The following is a 21864-nucleotide window of genomic DNA, read 5'->3' on the forward strand; positions in this document are numbered from 1 at the left end:
GCACCCGCCGCCCGTCCGGCCGCACCCCGCCCGGTGTACCGCCTCCCACCAGGGCTGTCGTGCCCGGTGCCGGCCGGGCCCACCCGCACCCGGGCCGGTGAGGTCTGGGTAACGGAAGGTGGACCGGCACCCGTCGCTGTGGGATAGTCCCCGGGTGAATCGCGGCATCGAGGTGACCGAGCTGTTCGGCATCGGTACGAAGTACGAGATCACCTGCACCCGGCGGCAGCGGTTGGCGGTGGTCGTCCTCAAGGACGGCCGTCGTGAGCTGTACGCCTTCGAGGCCGGCAACAACGGCGACGAACCGAGCGCGGTGATCCAACTCGACGAGGACGAGGCCCGCCGGGTGGCCGCCGTCCTCCTCGGCACCTACTTCCAGGACTGACCGGACGATGAGCGCGGAACTCGTCGCCCTGGGCGCGGCCGGGGTCGCCGCTGGCCTGCTCGCCCGGGGCGGACGGCGGCTCGCGCTACCGACCATCCCGGCCTTCATGGCCGCCGGCATCGTCCTCGGCCCGTCGGTGACCGGGATCATCGACCATCCCGAGGACATCGAGCTGGTCGCCAAGATCGGCCTGGTGGTGCTCCTGTTCCACCTCGGCATCGAGTTCCCGGCCGAACAGGTGCTCGCCAGCGGCAAACGGATGCTGCTGGCCGCCTTCGCCTACATCGGCCTCAACGTCGGCGGTGGCCTCGCCCTGGGCTTCACCATCGGCTGGGGTACGCCGGAGGCCCTGGTCATCGCCGGTGCGGTCGGCATCTCCTCCTCGGCGATCGTGACGAAACTCCTCGTCGAGCTGAGACGGCTGACCAACGCGGAAACCCCGGTCATCCTCGGCGTCATCGTCGTCGAGGACATCTTCCTCGCCCTGTACCTCGGTCTGCTCGGGCCGGTGCTCGGCGGAGCCACCTCGCCGGCCGCGATGCTCGGTGAACTCGGGCTGACCTTCGGCTTCATCCTCGGCCTGATGCTGCTGGCCCGCTTCGGTGCCCGCGCCGTGCACGCGGTCGTCCGGTCCGACGAGGACGAACTGGTCACCGTCATCGCCATCGGCCTGGCCATCCTGGTCGCCGGCTTCGCCGAGCAGCTCGGCGTCTCCGACGCGATCGGCGCGTTGATGATCGGTCTGGTGGTGTCCCGTACCGCCGCCAAGCACCAGATCGAGCGGTTGATCCTGCCGGTCCGGGACGCGTTCGCCGCGATCTTCTTCGTCGTCTTCGGGGCGACCATCCAGCTCGACGCCCTCGGGCCGGTCCTGCTGCCGGTCGCCGCGGCGGTGGTGCTGTCACTGGTGATGAACGTGCTCGGCGGGGTGGTGCTGGCCCGGTCGCACGGCCTCAACCAGCGGTCCGCCGCCAACGCGGCGCTGGTGCTGCTCGGTCGGGGCGAGTTCTCGCTGATCCTGGCCACCCTGGCGATCGCCGCCGGGCTGGACGAGCGGATCGGCCCGTTCGTGGCGCTGTACGTGCTGGTGCTCGCCCTGGTCGGGCCGATCCTCGCCGCCCGGTCGCACCGGCTGTCGGTGGCGCTGCCCAACTGGCTGCTCGGTGGCAGTTTCCGCTACGTGGGACAGGAGACGATGGTGCGTAGTTGCCCGCACACCGACGTGGAGGCCGCCGAGCCGGTCTCCGACGGCTGCGACGACTGCCGGGCGCTCGGGGACACCTGGGTGCACCTGCGGTCCTGCCTGACCTGCGGGTACGTCGGCTGCTGCGACGACTCGAAGAACAAGCACGCCACCCGGCACCACGAGTCGACCCAGCACCCGGCGATCGTCTCCATCGAACCGGGCGAGTCCTGGCGCTACTGCTACCCGGACAAGGTCCTGACCCCCGGCACCCCCACCCCCAACCACCCCCGCCCCTAACCCCCCCCCCCCCCCCCCCCCCCCCCTCCCCCTGGCCCTCCCCGGCCCCCGCCCCCGGCGCGTTGATCATGAAGTTGTTGTCACGACACGCCGGGCGGGGTGACAACAACTTCATGGTCAACGGGCGGGGACGCGCGGGATCAACGGGCGGGGACGCGCGGGTCAGCTGGTGGGGGGATTGGTGGGGGTGGTCAGGGGGAGGAGGACGCGGAAGGTGGTGGCGCCGGGTGCCGACTCCACCTGGATGTCGCCGTGGTGCTTGTGCACCACGATCCGGTACGAGATGTCCAGCCCCAGGCCGGTACCCTCACCGACCGGCTTGGTGGTGAAGAACGGCTCGAAGATGCGGGGGCGGACGTGCTCCGGGATGCCCGGCCCGGTGTCACCGACCTCCACCACCAGGCAGTCGGCGTCCCGGCTGGTCCGGACGGTCAGCGTGCCGGTGCCGCCCATCGCGCCCAGCGCGTTGTCCACCAGGTTCGTCCAGACCTGGTTCAGTTCCGCCGCGTACCCGGGCAGCGGCGGCAGGGTGCGGTCGTACTCCCGGACCAGTCGCACCCCCGGCGGGATCTTCGCCTTGAACATCACCAGGGTCGCGTCGAGCAGGTCGTGCACGTCCACCACCTGGTACGGCGCCCGGTCGAGCTGGGAGTACTGCTTGGCCGCCCCGACCAGCCCGGAGATCCGGCCCACCGCCTCGTCGATCTCCCGCATCAGCAGCTCGGTGTCGACGGTGTAGGTCAGCCAGCGCAGCGCGTTCTCCAGGTTGTCCCGCCCCACCGCCGGCTCGATCCGGGTCAGCCACGCCACGTCCAGCCCGCCGGCCACCAGGGTCGGCGCCAGGTCCCAGCCGGCGGTCACCTCGTGCTCGTCCAGCCAGTCGGTCAGCTCGTCCTCGGCGTCGCTGGCCGCCAGCGCGGACAACGTCGGCGCGTCGGCCGCCCGCTTGACCGCGTCCTCCTGCAACGCCACCAGCTCGTGCAGGCCCCGCGCGTCGAGCCGGCCGTCGGCGATCATCGCCAGCTTGTGCCGCATCGCCGCGACCCGTTCCCGCAGCACGGCGGTGGCCCGGACGGCCGCCCCGGCCGGGTTGTTCAGCTCGTGGGTGAGCCCGGCCGACAGCGCGCCCAGCGCCAGCAGCCGCTCCCGTTCTCCGACCCGGGTCTGCGTCTCCCGCATCCCGATGAACAGCCCCTCCAGCAGGTGCATCGCCATCGGGAACCAGGTCCGCACCGCGTACGCGAACGTCTCGGCGGGCAGCACCAGGAAGGTGGCGTCGCTCACCGCCCGCAGCGAGTTCAGGTACACCTGCGGCACGTCCAGGTACGCCTGGGTGGCGCCGCCGTACACGCCGCGCTGGCTGGTGCGGATCACCTCGACCTCGTCGCCCCGGACCCGCCGGGACATCGACACGGTGCCGTCCATCAGCACGTGGAAGCAGGTCGCCGGCTCACCCTCGAGGTAGACGGCCGACCCGGCGGCGCGGGTCTCCACCCGGCCGCGCTCGGCCAGCCAGTCGAGCTGCCCGGCGTCCAGGGACTCGAACAGGAACAGGGACCGCAGCTGCGCGGTGGTCGGGCGGACCGGCTCGCTGCTCACTGCGACTCCAGGTAGCGGTGCACCAGCGACACGGCCATCGCGCCCTCGCCGACCGCCGAGGCGACCCGCTTGACCGACTCGGCCCGCACGTCCCCGGCGGCGAACACCCCCGGCAGGCTGGTCTCCAGGTGGTACGGGTCCCGGGTCAGCGACCAGCCGGGCGGTCGACGACCGCCGGCGACCAGGTCCGGGCCGGTCACCACGAACCCCCGCCGGTCCCGGACGACCACGCCGTCCAGCCAGTCGGTCCGTGGCTCCGCGCCGATGAAGACGAACATCCAGGAGGCGTCCACCTCCCGGGTCTCGCCGGTCCGGGAGTCGGCCAGGGTGAGCCGCTCCAGGTGGTCGGTGCCCGAGCCGGCGGCCACCACCGTGTACGGGTGCACCACCACCGAGTCGATCCGGTCCAACTGGTCGATCAGGTACCGGGACATCGACGCGGTCAGGTCCGCGCCCCGGATCAGGATGTTCACCCGCTTGGCGTACCGGGAGAAGTGCACCGCCGCCTGCCCGGCGGAGTTCGCCCCGCCGACGATGTACACCTCCTGGTCGACGCAGCTCGGGGCCTCGGTGGCGGTGGAGCCGTAGAAGACGCCCCGGCCGGTCAGCTCGGCCAGGCCCGGCGCGTCCAGCACCCGGTACGACACCCCGGTCGCCAGCACCACCGTGTGCGCGGCGATGGCGCTGCCGTCGCCGAACCGGATCAGCTTGGCGGAGCCGGTGTCCGTCAGCCCGGTCACCTCCCGGGTGGTGAGCAGCTCGACGTCGAACTTCAACGCCTGCCGGCGGGCCCGGTCGGTGAGCTGCGCCCCGGACACCCCCTCCGGGAAGCCGAGGTAGTTCTCGATGCGGCTGCTCTGCCCGGCCTGCCCGCCGGTGGCCCGCCGCTCCACCAGCACGGTCCGCAGCCCCTCCGACCCGCCGTACACGGCCGCGCCCAGCCCGGCCGGGCCGCCACCGATCACCACCAGGTCGTAGAACTGCTCGGCCGGGGCGACCCGCAGCCCGACCAGCTCGGCCAGTTCGGCCTCACCGGGCCGGGACAGGAGCCGCCCGTCCGGGGCGACCACCACCGGCACGTCCTCGGCCGTCGCGCCGGCCGCGGCGAGCAGCCGGCCGCCCTCCGGTTCGTCGGCGAGCAGCCACCGGAACGGCACCAGGTTGCGGGCCAGGAAGTCCCGTACCGCGAACGACGGGGCGGACCAGCGGTGCCCCACCACCCGCAGTTCGGCGCTGGCCGCCTCCGGGGTGGCCGCCCAGGCGTCCAGCAGGGCGTCCACCACCGGGTACAGCTTCTCCTCCGGGGGATGCCACGGCTTGAGCAGGTAGTGGTCGAGGTCGACCACGTTGATCGCGTCGATCGCCGCGTCGGTGTCCGCGTACGCGGTCAGCAGCACCCGGCGCGCGGCGGGGAAGAGGTCCATCGCGGCCTCGAGGAACTCGATGCCGGTCATCTCCGGCATCCGGTGGTCGGCGACCAGCACCGCCACCTGCTCGCCGCGGAGTTTGATCTCCCGCAGCGCCTCCAGCGCGCTCGGACCGGAGTCGGCGCGGACCACCCGGTAGCGGTCGCCGTAGCGCCGCCGGATGTCCCGGGCCACGGCGCGGGAGACCGCCGGGTCGTCGTCGATGGTCAGGATCACCGGGTTCGCCACGCCACCCATGAAAGCACCTCGGCCGGGGCAGCCCCCACCACCCACTCTCCGGGCAGCCCAACGTAGCCCTCGGCGGCCCGGCGCGGGGCGGCCCCGGGCCCACTCAGCGCGGGGCGGCCACCAGGTCGGGGGTCGGCTCGGCCGGGGCCGGCTGCCGCCGGTGCCGCAGCTCGGCGGGGAGCACGGCCAGGGCGACCAGCAGGCCGATCAGGCCGGTCGCGGCGAACCCCCAGGCCGCCGCCGAGCGGTCGATGACCGCGCCGGCCAGCGGCGCGCCGATCGCGATGCCGACGGTGATCGACGACCCGTGCAGGCCCATCGCCTCACCCCGGACCGCTGCCGGGCTGAGCCGGCTCACCGCGTCGGCGGTGGCGGCCATGGTCGGCGCGCAGAGCATGCCGGCGGGGAACAGCGCCAGGCAGAGCAGCCACCAGTGCGACCCGGCCAGCCCGACCGGCACGGTGCACGCCGCCAGCGCGGCCAGCAGCAGCAACGGCGACACCGGGCGGCTCAGCGCCCCGAACGCGAAACCACCGATCAGCGAGGCGACCGCCCAGACCGCCAGGACCACGCCCGTCCAGCCGACCTCGCCGCCGGCCCGCAGCGCCGCCACCACCGCCACGTCGGTACCGCCCAGCACCAGCGTGCCGGCGGCGCTGACGGCGAGCACCGCCACCAGCCGGGCGGTCAGCCACTCCCGGCGGGGCACCCGCGCGGCCGGCGCGGCCCGCTCCTCGTCGGTGCGTACCGGTGGGTTCAGCACCAGCAGCGCCAGCCCGGCGGCGACGATGCCGCCACCCACCGCGTACAGGGTCAGCCGGGGCGAGACCGCGGTGGACAGCGCCACCGCCAGCGCCGGCCCGATCATGAATGACAGCTCGGTCGACATCGAGTCCAGCGCGTACGCGGGCCGACGGCGGTCCGCCGGTACCAGGGCGGCGATGGACTGCCGGATCACCGAGAAGATCGGCAGGGCGAGCAGCCCGGCGACGAGGGCCGCCGGCAGCAGCAGCCCGTACGGCAACTGGGCTGCGGTCGACCAGAACACCGCCTCGGCGACGGTGGTCAGGATCAGCACCGGCTTCAGGCCGCGCCGGTCCACCAGCCGCCCCAGCAGCGGCGCGCCGAGCGCGGCGCCCACCGTCATGGCCGCGCCGACCAGGCCGGCCGCGCCGTACCCCCGGTCGAGGACGAGCAGCACGTAGAAGGTCAGCGCCACGCCCGCGGCGGTGTGCGGGACCCGGGCCAGCACCGACACCAGCAGGAGCGGCCGGACACCGGGCAGCGCCAGTGCCGCCCGGTAAGGTTTCAGGTTCATTTCGGTGCGTACCTCCGGCGGACATCGTCGCCGTCGGGTACGACACAAGCCAGCGGATTAGCCGCTATGCGTCCCTGATCACAGGATCGCCGTGCAGGGTGACCCCGGCGCCGTCCATCGCCCGCAGCGCCACGTCGGTGGTGGCCGGGGCGACCGCGGCGGTCAGCTCCAGCAGCACGGTGGTGGCGAAGCCCTCCCGGGCGGCGTCCAGCGCGGTGGCCCGGACGCAGTGGTCGGTGGCGATGCCGACCAGGTCGACCCGGTCCACCCCGTGCCGACGCAGCCAGTCGGCCAGGCACTCGCCGTCGGCGGCGTGCCCCTCGAACCCGGAGTACGCGGCGGCGTGCTCGCCCTTGTGGAAGATCGCCTCGACCCGGGAGGTGTCCAGCTCGGGGTGGAACTCGGAACCGGCGGTGCCGACCACGCAGTGCACCGGCCAGGAGTCGACGAAGTCCGGCGGGTCACCGAAGTGCGCCCCCGGGTCGACGTGGTAGTCCTTGGTGGCGACCACGTGGTCCCACCGGTCCGGTTCGGTGGCGAGCAGCCGGGAGATCCCGGCGGCCACCCCGGCCCCGCCCGCCACGGCGAGCGAGCCGCCCTCGCAGAAGTCGTTCTGCACGTCGACGATGATCAGCGCGTTGGCCATCGGAGTCTTCCTTCCAGGGGTGTGGTCGGCCGGCCGGGCTTGCAGGGGGTGTGGTCAGCCTGTCCGGCTTCCGGGGATGCGGTCAGCCCGCAGGGACGACGGTCACCGGGACCGCCGGGTCGCCGGCGGAGAGCTTCAGCCCCTCCCAGGGGATGGAGATCAGGCACTGCCGCAGGTGCTCCCGCGACTCGGCCAGGGTGGGCAACGCGACCGGCTCGCCCTCCACCAGGTACGACCGCTGGAGCAGCCGGTCGTGCGCGGCGCGGTCCGGCACCCCCTGCGGCACGATGACCTCCTCGGTGGCGGTACCGGTCGGCTTGTGCCGCCGGACCGCGACCTTGCGGCCGCCGATGGTGGCCTTCTGCTCGGAGCGCTTCACCACCGGGCGGCCCTCCACCTCGACCAGCTTGTAGACCAGCCCGGCGGTGGGCGCGCCGGAACCGGTGACCACGGCGGTGCCCGCGCCGTACATGTCGACCGGCTCGGCGGCGAGCGCGGCGATGGCGTACTCGTCCAGGTCACCCGAGACGATGATCTTCGTTTCGGTGGCGCCGAGCGAGTCCAGCAGCTCCCGGGACTGCTGGGCGATCACCGCCAGGTCCCCGGAGTCGATCCGGACCGCCCGCAGCCCGGTGCCGGCCACCGCGATCGCGTTACGGATGCCCTGGCTGATGTCGTACGTGTCGACCAGCAGCGTGGTGTCCTTGCCCAGCGTGGCGACCTGCGAGGCGAACGCGGTCCGCTCGTCGTCGTGCAGCAGGGTGAACGCGTGCGCGGCCGTACCGGCGGTCGGGATGCCGTACCGCTGGCCGGCGGCCAGGTTGGAGGTGAACCCGAACCCGGCCAGGTACGCCGACCGCGCGGCGGCCACCGCCGCCTCCTCGTGCGCCCGCCGGGAACCCATCTCGATCAGCGTCCGGCCCCGGGCGGCGGTGACCATCCGGGCCGCCGCGGCGGCCACCGCGCAGTCGTGGTTGAGCACCGACAGCACCAGCGTCTCCAGCACCACGCACTCGGCGAAACCACCCGAGACGGTGAGGATCGGGGAGCCGGGGAAGAACAGCTCACCCTCGGCGTACCCGTCGACGTCGCCGGTGAAGCGGTAGTCCGCCAGCCACCGCGCGGCGGTCTCGTCCACCACCCCGGTCCGGCGCAGGAAGTCCACCTCGGCGGGATCGAAGCGGAAGTCGCGGAGCAGGTCGACCAGCCGGCCGGTGCCGGCGACCACGCCGTAGCGGCGTCCGGTCGGCAGCCGCCGGCTGAACACCTCGAAGACGCACCGGCGGTCGGCGGTACCGTCCCGCAGGGCGGCGCTGACCATGGTCAGCTCGTAGTGGTCGGTCAGCAGCGCGGGGCGAAGGGTGCTCACGTCCCCAGCCTAGAGTTCAGCGCGGCAGCCCGCCGTCGTGCCCCGGGATGGAGCGCAACGCGGCCCCCAGTTCGGCCCGTCCGGCGACCCCGAGCTTGCCGTACACCCGCTGGAGGTGGTTCTCCACCGTCCGGGGCGAAAGGTACAGCCGCTCGGCGATCCGCCGGCTCGCCACCCCCTCGGCGGCCAGGTTGGCGATCTCCCACTCCCGTTCGGTCAGCGCGGGCTGCGCCAGCCGCAGCGCCGGGGTCCGCACCAGCTCACACCGGCCGAGCAGGTCACCGAGCCGGTCGTGGGCGGCCGCCGCGCCCGTCGACCGCTGCCGGCGCAGCCGGTGCAGCGCCAGCGCCGCCGCCTCCGCCGCGTAGAGGGTCAACTCCAGCGCGGCGAACTCGTCGGCGACCGCCAGCAGTTCGGCGGCCGACCCCGGGGACTCCTCGGCGGCGGCCCGGGCGTGCCGGGCCAGCAACGGCGGCAGCACCCCGTCCACCTGCTCGGTCAGCTCGGTCAGCCGCTGGGCGACCGTCCGCCGGCTCCCGTCCGAGCAGGTAGGGCCGACCGGATGCTGGGCCTGACCGAGCCGGACCAGGTCGTGCAGGACCAGCACCTCGTGCCCGGCGAACCCGTCGTCGCGGAGCCGGTCGGCCAACTCCCCGAGATGCTTCGCCGCGCCGGACAGGTCACCGGTCACCGCGAGCACCGCGCCGCGCGCCTGCTCCAGCCACGGGTAGAGCACCGCCATCCCGGGCGCGTGGGTGCGGTCCGCGTCCGCCATCGCCTCGGCCGCCTGTACGCCGTCACCGCGCAACGCCGCCGCCTGGGCCCGTTCCGCGTGCGCCAGACCGGCGTACACCCGGCTGGTGGCGAGCACCGCGCAGGCGCCCAGCCCGGCCTTGAGCGCCTCGGCGCTGCGGCCCCGCAGCCGCGCCGCGTACGCCTGGAGGATGCCGAGGTACCCGGTGCCGAGCCGGAAGTCGCCCGCGCCGGCCAGGTCGGCGAACTCGTCGACCACGATCGCGTCGATGCCGACCAGCTCCCCGGCCAGCATCAGCCGGGTGCCCCGGGCCAGCTCCAACGCCAGTTGCAGGTACGGCATGTCGGCCCGCCACTGGGCCGCCTCCGCCTCGACGGTGGCGATCGCCGCCGCGCTCAGCGCCAACCGGCCCTGGGCCGCCTGGAGGTGGGCGAGGGTGCAGCGGGCCAGCTCCCGGGCGGCCAGCCCGGCGGCCGGCCGGTCCAGCACCGCGCAGCTGAGCCGCTGCGCGGCGGCCAGGTCGAGCCGGTGCAGCCGCATGATCGCCTCGAACGCGTGGACCCGGGCCCGGTCGGCGATGTCGGTCAGCTCGGCGGCGCTCGCCGCCAATTCCTCCACTGTGGACTCCTGGCGCAGCCCCCAGTAGCTGACCATGCCCCGCACGGTCAGCCACCGGCCGTACCGGTGGTCCTCGGCGTCCACCTGACCGGCGACCGCGTCGAGCACCCCGACCGCCTCCTCCGGCCGGTCGGCGAACATCAGGATGGTGGCGAGCAGCTCGGCAGCGGCGTACCCACCGTCGGCCTCCAGGGCCGCGCGTGCCAGCCGGGTCGCCAGCGGCACGTCGTACCGGGCGAACGCCTGGCCGGCCGCGCCGAGCAGCAGCGCCGGATCCTGGGCGGTACCGGAGTCGAGCCGCCACACCGCCACCCGCAGCAGGTCGTCCCGACGCCGCTTGCCGGCCGCCTCGATCAGGTCGGCGAGCCGGGCGCGCAACCGGCGGGTCCGGACGACCGGGCACTGCCGGCGCAGCACCTCCCCGTACAGCGGGTGCCCCAGCCGGACGTTGAGCCGCCGGTCGTCGCGGATCACCGAGATCAGGCCGCGTTCCTCGGCGGTCTCCACGTCGGCCGGCTCGGCGGCGCTGGTCAGCAGCTCCAGCCCGAGCGGCTCACCGAAGGCGGCCAGCTCGACCACCGTCCGGACCCCCGGGGTGAGCTGGCCGATCCGAATGTCGATCAGGTCGGTGAGGCTCGGGGCCAGCTCCAGCCGGCCGGTCCAGCGCCAGACCCCGTACGTCTCGGCGAGTTCGCCGCTGGCGAGCGCGGCGAGCACCAGCTCCCGCAGCAGCAGCGGGTTGCCGCCGGACAGCCGCCACAGCCGGTCCGCCGAGCAGGTGTCGGGCGGCCCGTCCAGGATGGCGGCCAGCAACCCGGTGGTGTCGGGCAGGTCCAGCGGGCTCAGCTCGGCGTGGTCGACCAGGTCGTCGGTCCACAGCGCCCGGATCGGCAGCGGCACCTGCTCGCCGTTGCGCAGGGTGCCGAGCACGGTGGCGTTCTCGACCCGGGCGATCAGGTGCACCAGCGCGGCCGAGGGTGGATCGAGCAGGTGCGCGTCGTCCACCGCCAGCACGATCGGCCGGCCGGCGGCCTGCTGCCGCAACGCCGCCACCGCCCAACGCAGGATCCCGGCGGGGGAGAGCCCCTGCGGCTGCTCGGCCGGCAGGACCTGCACCAGACCGCCGAACGGCAGCGCGGCCGTGGTGGCGCTGGCCGCGACCGACCAGATCGCGTACCGGTCGGTGGGCAAGGCGGCGAGCCCCTCCCGGAGCAGGCGGCTCTTGCCGATGCCGGCCGTACCGCTGAAGAAGAGCCCCCGGCCGCCCCCATCGGTCACCGCGGTCAACAGGCGGCGAAGTTCCTCCGCCCGGCCGACGAACCCCCACCGACTCATCGAGGCAGCATATCCATCGAGTTCGGTACGCGCTCAGTCCGTCACGGACCGAAGTTGAGTAACTTTACTATTACCCCTGAGTACCGGTGGGGTCACCGGCGGGCCGGGTCCGCTCGTAGGCTGCCGAAGCCGGATCCGGGCGGCGTGGGCGCCGCCCTGCCGACGTGACACCGGCCGACCAGTCCAGGAGGCCACGCGCGATGAAGCCGGGTCCGGTCCGGGGCGACGCAGCCCCGGACGAGACCACCGACGAGCCCGACCGACCGGTGCCCGGCACCCGCCCCGCCATCCCCGGTCCGCCATCGCTCCCCACCCGGGCCGGCCCGCCGTCGGCCGCTGCGCCGTTGGTCCCTGCCCCGGCTGGTTCGCCGTCGGTCCCCGCGCCGGCCTCTGTGCCGGCCGGACCGCCGTCGGTCCCTGCCCCGGACGAGCCGTTGGCCGTGCTCGCCACCGGGCCGGCCAACGCGACCCGCCGGGAGGTGCTGGCGGCCCTGCTCGACGTCCAACCGGCCCTGCTCGCGGTGCCGGACGACAGCTACCTGGTGGCCCGGTACGCCCCGGCCCCCACCCGGGTCGCCTGGGTGCCCGGCTACCGGCAGCCGCACTCGTACGGGGCCGACGCGCTGGCCGTCGGGCCGGCACTGTCCCGACCGCCCCGCCGGGTCGAGCTGAGCCTGCCGGCACCGCTGCTACGGCACACCGCCGTGGTCGGCGCGCCGGACACCGACCTGCTCGGGGTCGCCGGGTTCCGGGTACTGCTCGACGCGGCCGGCCGGGGTGGCGCCCTGCTCTTCGTCATCGCCGCCGACCAGGTCTTCACCCCGGCCGAGCTGGATTTGCTGGCCACGGCGGCCCGGACCGGGATCGAGGTCTTCTTCGTGGTGCCCCCGGGTGCCAGCGGCGGCCCAGCTCCGCAGGCAGCCGGCGTGCCGGCAGCGGCAGACGACGTGGTGCCGGGGGCCGGTCGCGTGCCTGCGGGGACGGATGGCTCGCCGGCGGTCCCGGACGGCGTGGTGCCGGAGGCGGGTGGCGCACCCGTGCCGTCGGACACGGGTGGCGTGGCGTCAGAGGCGAGTGGCGTGACGTCGGAAGCGCGTGGCGTGCCGGCGGAGACGGGCGGCGGGAACGACACCGGCGTCCGGGCGCTGCGGGCGGCACTGCTCGCGGCCGTACCCGAACTGGTCGGGGCACCGTGGCGGACGACGCGTCCCGACGATGTCGACGCCCTGCGACGGACCCTGGTCGACTGGGCGACCGAGGCGGCACCGCGCCGGCTCGGCGGCGGCCCGCCGCCGGTCGCCCGGCCGCACCGCGCCGTGCCGGTCGCGGTTGACATCGACGGTCCCGGATGGGCTGACCAGCTCGACCGGCAGGCCCGCACCGACACCCAGCGGATCCGCCAGCACGTGTCGCTCGAGCTGGCCAACATCCACCTGCGGGCGGTACAGGAGATCGTCTTCGGGGCCGGCTGTGCCGGGCTGCCGGGGATGCTCGACCGGGAGGTGCACGCCCTGTCCCTGCTCGCCACCGCGCAGTGTGACCTGGCGGTGCGTCGGATCGTCACCGACGCCTTCACCGCCGTGTTCGGCGTACGCCCGGACGAGACGTCCTACCGGCGGATCTGCGCCGCCGTCCGGGCCGAGCTGCCCGACCACCGGCCGGGCCGGGGCCTGGCCCGGGTGCTGCTGGTCACCAGCACCGGCGGGGTCGCCGACCTCAGCGGAACCGGCGCGGTGGAGGCGCTGGACTGCCATCCCGGCGCACCCCACGACGGCGTCCTTCCGCCGGTCGCGGTGGCCCTCTCCGGTGGCTGTTATCTGCACTGGCGGGGGCCGGGCAACGCCGACCAGGGCGAGGCCCGGTCCTGGGTGCAGCGGGTGTTGCGGGAGATCGAGCGGGAACTCCAGGCGGAGGTGTCCCGCCGCGTCGAGGCGGTCCGCCTCGCGTTGGGCGCGGTCCTGTCCGACGCCGTCGACCATGGCATCCTGCTCGCGTAGCGGTGGTCCGGGCGGTGCCGGTGCGGGCCGTACCCCGCACCGCCCGTCCGTGCTGGCTGTGGACCGTGAGTGCCGCCCGTCCGTGCTGACTGGTGGGAATCGCGACCGGTGCCACCCGTCCGTGCTGACTGGTGCGGATCGCGACCCGCGTCGTCCGTCCGTGCTGGCCGCTGGCCATCACCGGCACCCCGTGTCCGCGCTGGCCGGTGCCGCTCTGGCCGGCCCCGCCCGGGGTCGTGCGGCGGCCGATCCGGCCGCCGATCCGGGTCCGCCCGGCGTTCCGGTTCATCGCAATCCCGGTTCCGGTGGCACGATGGGTGGCATGGCGGCTCCACAGGTGGCACCGGTCGAGACGCCGGGCACCGAAGAGGTGCCGGTCTCGGACCGGCAATGGGTGACGATCGTATGGGACGATCCGGTCAATTTGATGACGTATGTGACCTGGGTCTTCCAGAAGCTCTTCGGGTACAGCCGGGAGAGGGCCGAACAGTTGATGTTGGACGTGCATCACAAGGGCCGGGCCGTGGTGTCCACCGGGGCGCGGGAACGGATGGAGCACGACGCGTCGCAGCTGCACGCGTACGGCCTCTGGGCGACGGTGGACCGCTCGTGAGCATGTTCCGTTGCCGGGGCGGCCACTATGTCGCCACCTTCGCCGTGGACGAGGTCCGCGTACTGCGCAAGGTCGCCTCCGAGGTGGTCGGGTTGCTCACCGACGGCTTCGACCACAGCGATCCGGTGGTGGGCCGGCTCTTTCCCGACGTGTACGCCGACGACGCCGCCAGTTCGGCCGAGTTCCGCCGGTACACCGAGGGTGACCTCAAGACCGCGAAGATCGACCAGGCCGGTGCGATCCTCGCCGCCCTCCCCGACGAGCAGGGTGGCGAGGTGCGCCTCGATGCCGAGGCTGCCGAGGCGTGGCTACGGGCGCTCAACGACGCCCGGCTGGCGATGGGGGTCCGGCTCGGGGTCAAGGAGGGCACCGATCTCGGCGCGGAGTTGGACGAGGCGGTCGCCGCCGACCCGGCCTCGACCCGGGTGTTCCAGCTCTCCGTGTACGCCTACCTCGGCTACCTCCAGGAATCCCTCCTCAACGCCCTCCTCGACTAACCCCCCCCGGCCCCTTGGCCCGCCCCGTTGATCATGAAGTTGTTGTGCTCCGCTCCGGCGTGTCGCGTCACCAACTTCATGATCAACGGGGCGGGACGAGGGGGCGCGCGGGTGGGGGAGGGGGAGGGGGACTGGGGTGGGTTAGGTGGTGGTCAGGGTGGTCAGGTCCTCGGGGGTGAGGGCCAGGTGGGGGGCGGCGGCGGAGTCGCGGATGGTCTCCGGGCGGCTCGCGCCGGGGATCGGGATCACCACCGGGGCGAGGGCGAGCTGCCAGGCCAGGCAGACCTGCTGCGGACTGACCCCGTGCTGCTCGGCGATCCGGGCGAACGGTGCGAACCGCTCACCCAGCCCGCCGGCCTTCCCGATCCCGCCCAGCGGTGACCAGGGCAGGAACGCGAGCCCCAGTTCGGCGCAGAGCCGCAGCTCGGGCTCGCTGCTGCGGAAGGCGGGGGAGAACTCGTTCTGTACCGAGACCAGGTGCGCGCCGAGGATGTCCCGGGCCAGTCGGATCTGCTCCGGGTCGGCGTTGGAGATGCCGGCCATCCGGATCTTGCCGGCGTCGGCCAGCTCCTTCAGCGCCCCGATCGACTCGGCGTACGGGACCTGCGGGTCGGGCCGGTGGAACTGGTACAGCCCGATCGCGTCCACCCCGAGCCGCTTGAGCGAGGCGTCACAGGCGGCCCGCAGGTGCTCGGGTGAGCCGTCCAGCGCCCACGCGTCCCCGCCGGGGCGGGTGTGTCCGCCCTTGGTGGCGACCAGCACCCCCGAGGTGTCCCCGCCGTACCCGGCCAGCGCGCGGGCGATCAGCGACTCGTTGTGCCCGAAGTCGTCCGACCCGACCGAGTACGCGTCGGCGGTGTCGATCAACGTGACGCCGGCGTCCAGCGCGGCGTGGATCGTGCGGACGGCACGCTCGGGGTCGGGGCGTCCCTGGACCGACATCGGCATGGCGCCGAGCCCGATCGCGCTGACCTCGACCGAGCCGATACGGCGGTACTGCATGGTCGACCTCCTCCTGCCGGGTGCCCGGACAGGTTCCGGACACCCGGGACAGCATCCCCGGCGGACCGGCCGGGGAAACCGCGCCGGGGGTCGTGGAGGTGGCGGGGCCGGCCGGGTGGCCGGCGAAGGGTGACGGCTGCCACCTTCGGTCCGCTCCGGTCAGGCGCTAGGCTGGGGGACGTGCTGAGCATCGACCGGTCGATCGTCGACGCGATCGTCGCGCACGCGCGTCGGGACCACCCGGACGAGGCGTGCGGCGTCGTCGCCGGCTCCGCCGGCAGTGACACCCCGACCCGGCACATCCCGATGGAGAACGCCGCCCGCTCGATGACGTTCTACGAGTTCGACTCGATGGAGCAGCTGCGGGTCTGGCGGGAGATGGACGACCGCGACGAGGAACCGGTCGTCATCTACCACTCGCACACCGCGACCGAGGCGTACCCGTCCCGGACGGACATCTCGTTCGCCGGTGAGCCGGGAGCCCACTACCTCCTGGTCTCCACCCGTGACCCCGACACGGAGGAGATCCGCTCCTTCCGCATCGTGGACGGGGTGGTGACCGAGGAGCCGGTCCGGATCGTGGATGCCACCGTGGACCCGCACGCCGTCCAGTCCTACATGTTCGGGCAGAGCCCGGCGACGGTCGACTACGAGTGTTCCGACCGCTGAGCAGTCTTCAGCACCCGGCTCACCCTTTCGTCCGTCACCTTCCGGCACACCCGAACGAGGAGTTCACGACATCATGGCCATCGAGGTTCGCATCCCCACCATCCTGCGCAGCTACACCGGCGGCGCGAAGGTCGTCGAGGGCGCCGGGGACACCCTGGCCGACCTGCTCGCCGATCTCGACAGCCGGCACGGCGGCCTGCGTGGCCGGCTGGTGACCGAGACCGGCACCCTGCACCGGTTCGTCAACGTCTACGTCAACGACGAGGACGTCCGCTTCCTCGGCGCGCTCGACGCCAAGCTCTCCGACGGGGACACCGTGACGATCCTGCCGGCCGTGGCCGGTGGCGCGCTGGGCTTCGCCGCGATGGCGGCGATGAGCGGGCACGGCAGCGTCGGTCGCGCCTCCTCCGTCGCCGCCCGCTGAGGCGGCCCGCCATGGCGCGGTACGACAGCCTGCTCGACGCCTGTGGTGGTACGCCCCTGGTCGGGCTGCCGCGCCTGTCGCCGACGGTGCCCGACGGGGCACCGCCGGTGCGGCTCTGGGCGAAGCTGGAGGACCGGAACCCGACCGGCAGCATCAAGGACCGGGCGGCGATGTTCATGGTCCAGGCGGCGGAGCGGTCCGGACGGCTCCGCCCGGGTGACACCATCCTGGAGCCGACCAGCGGCAACACCGGCATCTCGCTGGCCATGGTGGCGAAGCTGCGCGGGTACCGACTTGTCTGTGTGATGCCGGAGAACGTCTCCACCGAGCGGGTGCAACTGCTCCGGATGTACGGCGCGGAGATCATCTTCTCGCCGGCGGCCGGCGGGTCCAACCAGGCGGTCGCCACCGCGAAGCAGATCGCCGAGGAGCACCCCGACTGGGTGATGCTCTACCAGTACGGCAACGAGGCCAACGCGCGGGCGCACTACGAGACCACCGGGCCGGAGCTGCTGCACGACCTGCCCACGATCACTCACTTCGTGGCCGGGCTCGGCACCACCGGCACCCTCATGGGCACCGGGCGTTACCTGCGGGAGAAGGTCGAGGGCATCCAGATCGTCGCGGCCGAACCGCGCTACGGCGAGCTGGTCTACGGCCTGCGTAACATCGACGAGGGCTACGTCCCCGAGTTGTACGACGCCACCGTGCTCACCCGGCGCTTCTCGGTGGGCACCCGGGACGCGGTGCTGCGGACCCGGCAGCTGGTGGAGGTGGAGGGGATCTTCGCCGGGTTCTCCACCGGCGCGATCCTGCACGCCGCCCTGGCCGTGGCGCACCAGGCGGTACGGGACGGCGAGCGCGCCGACGTGGCGTTCGTGGTCTGCGACGGCGGCTGGAAGTACCTTTCCACCGGTGCGTACGGCGGCACCCTCGCCGACGCGGAGGAGGCCCTCGAAGGCCAGCTCTGGGCCTGACCCGCTGCGGAGGGTCGGGTTCTAGGTGCGGAAGGCCGTCCAGGGGCGGAGGTCCTGACCCCCTGCGGTGGGCTGTTCAGGGGCGGTGGGTCGTTCAGGGCAGGCTGATGGTGAGGCCGGCACTCACCCCGACCGCCAGGTTCGCCAACCCGAGGGCGGTCCACGGCAGACCGGCACGGGCGTGCCCGCGCACCGCGAGCGCACCCAGGACGATCCCGCCGAGACCCAGCGCCGTGACCGTCGGCTGGTACCACGACGGGGTCTGGCCGGCCAGTACCAGCACCAGGCCGCGCAGGCCCGAGGCGAGGGCCACCGCGTCCAGCGCGGTGGCCCAGCCGCAGATCGCCAGCAGCCGGCGGCCGTCCGTCCCGACCGACGGTGCCCGGTGGGGCGTCCGGTGCCGTCCGCCCGCCCCGGCACGCCGGTACGACCGCCGTTCGTCCGGCCTGCCCCACGGGTACGGCCGTGGTCCGTCCGGCCTGCCCCACGGGTACGGTCGTGGCTCGTCCGGCCTGCCCCACGGGTCGTGCTGTGGACCGTCCGGCCCGGTCCAGGGGCGTCGTCCGTCCGGCCCGGTCCACGGGTACGGGTGTGGCTCGTCCCGGGCTGCCGGGTGCTCCGTCGGTGCGGGTGTGGCCGGTGGCTGCTCCGCCTCGGTCAGCACGATCCGTCTCGCCCCCGTGGTCCGTGTCCCGTCGCCGGTCGACGGGCCTCACGGTGTGCAACGGTCCGAGGGGCCGGTCGTGACGGTGGGCAAGGGCGGGACATGGAGGGGTGTCACGTTGGCGACAACTTCGATCAGATCATTCTTGCCGCCGGCCGGTCCGGCGTAGGCTGCGCAGCGTGGCGTACGCGTCGGTAGAGATCATCGGCGGGGCGAGTCTCGACGGGTCGACTACCGGCAGTGGCAACGGGGCGACCGCATGAGATTGACCGTGCTGGGTTGTGCGGGAAGTTTTCCCGGCCCCGAGTCCGCCTGTTCGGCGTACCTCGTGGAAGCCGCCGGCTTCCGGCTGCTGCTCGACTTCGGCACCGGCTCACTGTCGGCTCTGCAACGGTACGCCGGGCTGCACGCCCCGGACGCGATCGTCCTGTCCCACCTGCACTGCGACCACATCCTCGACGCCGCCTCCTACGTGGTGGTCCGCCGGTACGCCCCGGACGGCCCGTACCCGCCGCTGCCGGTGTACGCCCCGGCGGGCGCGCCCGACCGGCTGCACGCGGTGTACGGCACCCAGGAGCAGGGTGGCGTCGAGGACGTCTACCAGTTCTACGCCCTGGAGCCGGGCACCTTCCCGATCGGCCCGTTCACCGTCACCGTCGACCGGATGAACCATCCGGTCGAGACGTACGGGGTGCGGCTGGAACACGAGGGACGCATCCTCTGCTACTCGTCGGACACCGCCCCCTGTGAGCCGCTGCTGCGGCTGGCCCAGGACGCCGACGTGTTCCTCTGCGAGGCCAGCTATCTCGACGGGGTGGAGAACCCCCCGGACCTGCACCTGACCGGCCGGGAGGCGGGCGAGGCGGCCACCAAGGCCGGCGTCGGTCGGCTGCTGCTCACCCACCTGGTCACCGCCTGGGGCAGCGAGGCGCAGACCGTCGAGGCGGCCGCCGCCACGTACGCCGGCCCGCTGGAGGTCGTTCGGCCCGGCTGCCGGTACGACGTCTGACCCCCGGCACCGCGTACCGTTTCGTGGCGCACTGTTCGCCGGCCGGTCAACGACCGGACGGCCGGAGCACCGGTGCCGCCCGCACGGTGGAAGCATGCGGATCGCCATCGTCACGGAGTCGTTTCCGCCGGACGTCAACGGGGTGGCGCACTCCGTGGCCCGGGTCGCGGAGCACCTGGTGGCGCGGGGCCACGAACCGATGGTCGTCGCCCCCGCCCCGTCGGGCGGGCACGGTCGGCGGCTCGTCGACGACCTGCCGTACCCGGTGGTCCGCATTCCCAGCGTGCCGATGCCCCGGTACCGCAGCTTCCGGCTCGGGCTGCCCGGTAACCGGCTCGCCGACACCCTGCTGTCGTTCGCCCCGGACGTGGTCCATCTCGCCAGTCCGTTCGTGCTCGGCGCGCGGGCCGCGACGCTGGCCGCCCGGCACCGGCTGCCGTCCGTCGCGGTCTACCAGACCGACGTCGCCGCCTACGCCCGCGCGTACCAGGTCGGCTGGGGTGAGGTGGCGGCCTGGCGGCGGCTGCGGGAGATCCACAACAGCGCGGGCCGGACCCTGGCCCCGTCCACCCGGGCCGCCGCCGACCTGATCGCCCACGGCGTCGAGCGGATCTGGCTGTGGCGGCGCGGCGTCGACGCGGACCTCTTCCACCCGGACCGCCGCGATCCCGGCATCCGCCGCCGGCTCGCCCCGAACGGGGAGGTGCTGGTCGGCTACGTCGGGCGGCTCGCCCCGGAGAAGCGGGTGGAACTGCTCGCGGCCACCTGCCGGCTGCCCGGGGTACGGGTGGTGGTGGTCGGCGACGGGCCGGCGCGGCGGGAACTGGCCCGGACCCTGCCCGGGGCGGTCTTCCTCGGTACCCGGCACGGCGAGGAATTGGCCCGCCTCTACGCCAGCCTCGACGTCTTCGCGCACACCGGCCCGCACGAGACCTTCGGGCAGACCGTGCAGGAGGCGCTGGCCAGCGGGGTACCGGTGGTCGCTCCGGCCGCCGGGGGACCGGTCGACCTGGTGCAGTCCGGCGGTACCGGACTGCTGGTGCCGCCCGGCGACGGCGCGGCGCTCGCCGCGGCGGTGGCCGACCTGGCCGCCGACCCGCAGCGCCGCCGGGCGTACGGGGCGGCCGGGCGGCGGGCGGTGGGCCGCCGCAGTTGGACGGTGATCGGGGACGAGCTGATCGGCCACTACCGGGCGGTGCGTGCCGCCGCCCAGCCCAGCGGGCTTCCAGCCGACGCCTGACCCGCTCGGTGCCTGATCCGGCCGACGCCTGATCCGGCCGGTGCCCGGTTCGGCCGAAGTGGGGTTCGCTCCGGCGGTCCGGGCTGGTGGACACCCCAGAAGAGTTCGATCACGCGACCGCATAGAGTGCCTGCATGGCACGACCTGACGGGCGGCGGCCCGACCAACTCCGACCGGTGACGTTGCAACGGGGCTGGAGCACCCATCCCGAGGGATCGGTCCTGGTGGAGTTCGGTGGCACCCGGGTGCTCTGCACGGCCAGCGTGACCGAGGGGGTGCCCCGCTGGCGGCGTGGGTCCGGCCTGGGCTGGGTGACCGCCGAGTACGCGATGCTGCCCCGGGCCACCAACACCCGCTCCGACCGGGAGAGCGTCAAGGGCCGGATCGGTGGGCGTACCCACGAGATCTCCCGGCTGATCGGCCGGAGCCTGCGGGCGTGTGTCGACCTCAAGGCGCTCGGCGAGAACTCGATCGTGCTCGACTGTGACGTCCTCCAGGCCGACGGCGGCACCCGTACCGCCGCCATCACCGGCGGATACGTCGCCCTGCACGACGCGGTGACCTGGCTGGCCGCCCGCAAGGCGCTGGCCGGGAAGCCGGAGAAGGTGATGCACCGGTCGGTGGCGGCGGTCAGCGTCGGCGTCATCGCCGGTGAGGCCCGGGTCGACCTGAACTACGACGAGGACGTGACCGCCGAGGTGGACATGAACGTGGTCTGCACCGGCGCCGGCGACTTCGTCGAGGTGCAGGGCACCGGGGAGTCCGGGGTCTTCGCCCGGGGGCAGCTCGACGCCCTGCTCGACCTCGCCGTGGCGGGCTGCGCGGAACTGGCCGAAGCACAGCGGAAGGCACTGGAGTCATGAACAAGGTCCTGCTGGCGACCCGCAACCGGAAGAAGCTGATCGAGCTGCAGCGGATCCTCGACGGCGCGCTCGGCGCGCACCGGGTCGCGCTGCTCGGCCTCGACGAGGTGGCCGACTACCCCGAACTGCCGGAGACCGGCCTCACCTTCGGTGAGAACGCGCTGATCAAGGCGCGGGAGGGCTGCCGGCGCACCGGCCTGCCCACGGTCGCCGACGACTCCGGGTTGGCCGTGGACGCCCTCAACGGCATGCCGGGGGTGTTCAGCGCCCGCTGGTCCGGCCGGCACGGCGACGACCAGGCCAACCTGCAACTGGTCCTCGACCAGATCGCCGACCTGCCCGACGAGCACCGGGGCGCGGCGTTCGTCTGTACGGTCGCCCTGGTCCTGCCCGGCGGCAAGGAGCACCTGGTCGACGGCCGCCAGCCCGGCCGGCTGCTGCGCGCGCCGCGCGGCGAGGGCGGCTTCGGGTACGATCCGATCTTCCTGGGCGAGGGCCAGACCCGGACCAACGCCGAGCTGACCCCGGCGGAGAAGGACGCGATCAGCCACCGGGGCAAGGCGTTGCGTGACCTGGCCAAGCTGGTCGCCAAGGTGCTCCCGCCGGTGGCCTGACCGTCTGCCTGGTGCTGCCCGGCTCTCTGCCTGGCGCCCGCCCGGGTGGCGCCTGACCGCTGCCTGCCCGCCTGCCCGCGACCTCTGGCCGGACCGCCGACCGGTCATCTGCCTGGCCGTCCGGCCGCCCGCC

20 protein-coding genes are annotated in these 21864 nt (G+C 73.8%); 12 read left to right on the top strand and 8 right to left on the bottom strand.

Annotation, left to right across the window (positions count from 1 at the left end):
• Nucleotides 1-154 precede the first annotated feature (154 nt).
• Together PVK37_RS12265 and PVK37_RS12270 are read left to right on the top strand one after the other, a co-directional pair.
• Nucleotides 155-385, top strand: a complete 231-nt coding sequence (locus PVK37_RS12265; RefSeq protein WP_275034009.1) for a cation:proton antiporter regulatory subunit — start codon at nt 155-157, stop codon at nt 383-385.
• A gap of 7 nt (nt 386-392) precedes the next feature.
• A complete protein-coding gene (locus tag PVK37_RS12270; protein ID WP_341483430.1) occupies nt 393-1868 on the top strand; it encodes a cation:proton antiporter domain-containing protein in 1476 nt (491 codons plus the stop codon).
• A gap of 162 nt (nt 1869-2030) precedes the next feature.
• Here the strand turns inward: PVK37_RS12270 and PVK37_RS12280 are convergent, their stop codons facing one another.
• The 6 genes from PVK37_RS12280 to PVK37_RS12305 all read right to left on the bottom strand — a co-directional run bounded on the left by PVK37_RS12280 (nt 2031) and on the right by PVK37_RS12305 (nt 11162).
• On the bottom strand, nt 2031-3467 hold the full coding sequence (locus PVK37_RS12280; RefSeq protein WP_275034010.1) for an ATP-binding protein: 1437 nt from the start codon (nt 3465-3467) through the stop codon (nt 2031-2033).
• A complete protein-coding gene (locus PVK37_RS12285; RefSeq protein WP_423791074.1) occupies nt 3464-5122 on the bottom strand; it encodes an NAD(P)/FAD-dependent oxidoreductase in 1659 nt (552 codons plus the stop codon). The genes PVK37_RS12280 and PVK37_RS12285 overlap by 4 nt, the downstream gene beginning before the upstream one ends.
• Nucleotides 5123-5225: 103 nt before the next feature.
• Nucleotides 5226-6440, bottom strand: a complete 1215-nt coding sequence (locus PVK37_RS12290) for an MFS transporter (RefSeq protein ID WP_275034012.1) — start codon at nt 6438-6440, stop codon at nt 5226-5228.
• Nucleotides 6441-6504: 64 nt separating this feature from the next.
• The gene (locus PVK37_RS12295; protein WP_275034013.1) at nt 6505-7086 is read right to left on the bottom strand and encodes an isochorismatase family protein; all 582 of its coding nucleotides are present in this window, start codon (nt 7084-7086) and stop codon (nt 6505-6507) included.
• An 82-nt stretch (nt 7087-7168) separates the two neighbouring features.
• A complete protein-coding gene (locus PVK37_RS12300; protein ID WP_275034014.1) occupies nt 7169-8455 on the bottom strand; it encodes a nicotinate phosphoribosyltransferase in 1287 nt (428 codons plus the stop codon).
• 16 nt (nt 8456-8471) lie between these two features.
• Nucleotides 8472-11162 carry a LuxR C-terminal-related transcriptional regulator gene (locus PVK37_RS12305; protein WP_275034015.1) on the bottom strand — a complete coding sequence of 897 codons (2691 nt, stop codon included), beginning with the start codon at nt 11160-11162 and terminating at the stop codon, nt 8472-8474.
• A gap of 440 nt (nt 11163-11602) precedes the next feature.
• Here PVK37_RS12305 and PVK37_RS12310 point away from each other — a divergent pair, with 440 nt between their 5' ends.
• The 3 genes from PVK37_RS12310 (at nt 11603) to PVK37_RS12320 (ending at nt 14269) form a co-directional block, all read left to right on the top strand.
• On the top strand, nt 11603-13159 hold the full coding sequence (locus tag PVK37_RS12310) for a hypothetical protein (RefSeq protein ID WP_275034016.1): 1557 nt from the start codon (nt 11603-11605) through the stop codon (nt 13157-13159).
• A gap of 322 nt (nt 13160-13481) precedes the next feature.
• A complete protein-coding gene (gene clpS / locus PVK37_RS12315; RefSeq protein WP_275035091.1) occupies nt 13482-13772 on the top strand; it encodes an ATP-dependent Clp protease adapter ClpS in 291 nt (96 codons plus the stop codon).
• Between the two features lie 2 nt (nt 13773-13774).
• A complete protein-coding gene (locus PVK37_RS12320) occupies nt 13775-14269 on the top strand; it encodes a DUF2017 domain-containing protein (protein ID WP_275035092.1) in 495 nt (164 codons plus the stop codon).
• Nucleotides 14270-14410: 141 nt separating this feature from the next.
• Here the strand turns inward: PVK37_RS12320 and PVK37_RS12325 are convergent, their stop codons facing one another.
• The gene (locus PVK37_RS12325) at nt 14411-15271 is read right to left on the bottom strand and encodes an aldo/keto reductase (RefSeq protein WP_275034017.1); all 861 of its coding nucleotides are present in this window, start codon (nt 15269-15271) and stop codon (nt 14411-14413) included.
• Nucleotides 15272-15451: 180 nt separating this feature from the next.
• On the opposite strand from PVK37_RS12325, the gene PVK37_RS12330 reads away from it, so the two are divergent.
• The 3 genes from PVK37_RS12330 (at nt 15452) to PVK37_RS12340 (ending at nt 17341) form a co-directional block, all read left to right on the top strand.
• The gene (locus PVK37_RS12330; RefSeq protein WP_275034018.1) at nt 15452-15940 is read left to right on the top strand and encodes a M67 family metallopeptidase; all 489 of its coding nucleotides are present in this window, start codon (nt 15452-15454) and stop codon (nt 15938-15940) included.
• A 73-nt stretch (nt 15941-16013) separates the two neighbouring features.
• Entirely contained in the window at nt 16014-16364 is a 351-nt protein-coding gene (locus PVK37_RS12335) for a MoaD/ThiS family protein (RefSeq protein ID WP_275034019.1), read from the top strand.
• Nucleotides 16365-16375: 11 nt separating this feature from the next.
• Entirely contained in the window at nt 16376-17341 is a 966-nt protein-coding gene (locus PVK37_RS12340) for a PLP-dependent cysteine synthase family protein (protein ID WP_275034020.1), read from the top strand.
• Between the two features lie 94 nt (nt 17342-17435).
• Here PVK37_RS12340 and PVK37_RS12345 read toward each other — a convergent pair whose 3' ends face one another.
• Nucleotides 17436-18005, bottom strand: coding sequence for a hypothetical protein (locus PVK37_RS12345; RefSeq protein WP_275034021.1), 570 nt, complete (start codon nt 18003-18005; stop codon nt 17436-17438).
• Nucleotides 18006-18264: 259 nt separating this feature from the next.
• Between PVK37_RS12345 and PVK37_RS12350 the strand changes: the two genes are divergently transcribed.
• The 4 genes from PVK37_RS12350 to rdgB all read left to right on the top strand — a co-directional run bounded on the left by PVK37_RS12350 (nt 18265) and on the right by rdgB (nt 21731).
• Nucleotides 18265-19014, top strand: coding sequence for an MBL fold metallo-hydrolase (locus PVK37_RS12350; protein ID WP_275034022.1), 750 nt, complete (start codon nt 18265-18267; stop codon nt 19012-19014).
• 94 nt (nt 19015-19108) lie between these two features.
• Nucleotides 19109-20254: a glycosyltransferase family 4 protein gene (locus PVK37_RS12355; RefSeq protein WP_275034023.1), complete on the top strand. Its 1146-nt coding sequence runs from the start codon at nt 19109-19111 to the stop codon at nt 20252-20254.
• Between the two features lie 134 nt (nt 20255-20388).
• A complete protein-coding gene (gene rph, locus PVK37_RS12360) occupies nt 20389-21117 on the top strand; it encodes a ribonuclease PH (RefSeq protein WP_275034024.1) in 729 nt (242 codons plus the stop codon).
• Nucleotides 21114-21731 (top strand): RdgB/HAM1 family non-canonical purine NTP pyrophosphatase, encoded by a 618-nt coding sequence (gene rdgB, locus PVK37_RS12365; protein ID WP_275034025.1) that lies wholly within the window; start codon nt 21114-21116, stop codon nt 21729-21731. The genes rph and rdgB overlap by 4 nt, the downstream gene beginning before the upstream one ends.
• Nucleotides 21732-21864: the final 133 nt, after the last annotated feature.

This window comes from Micromonospora cathayae (genome assembly GCF_028993575.1).
Lineage (GTDB): Bacteria > Actinomycetota > Actinomycetes > Mycobacteriales > Micromonosporaceae > Micromonospora > Micromonospora cathayae.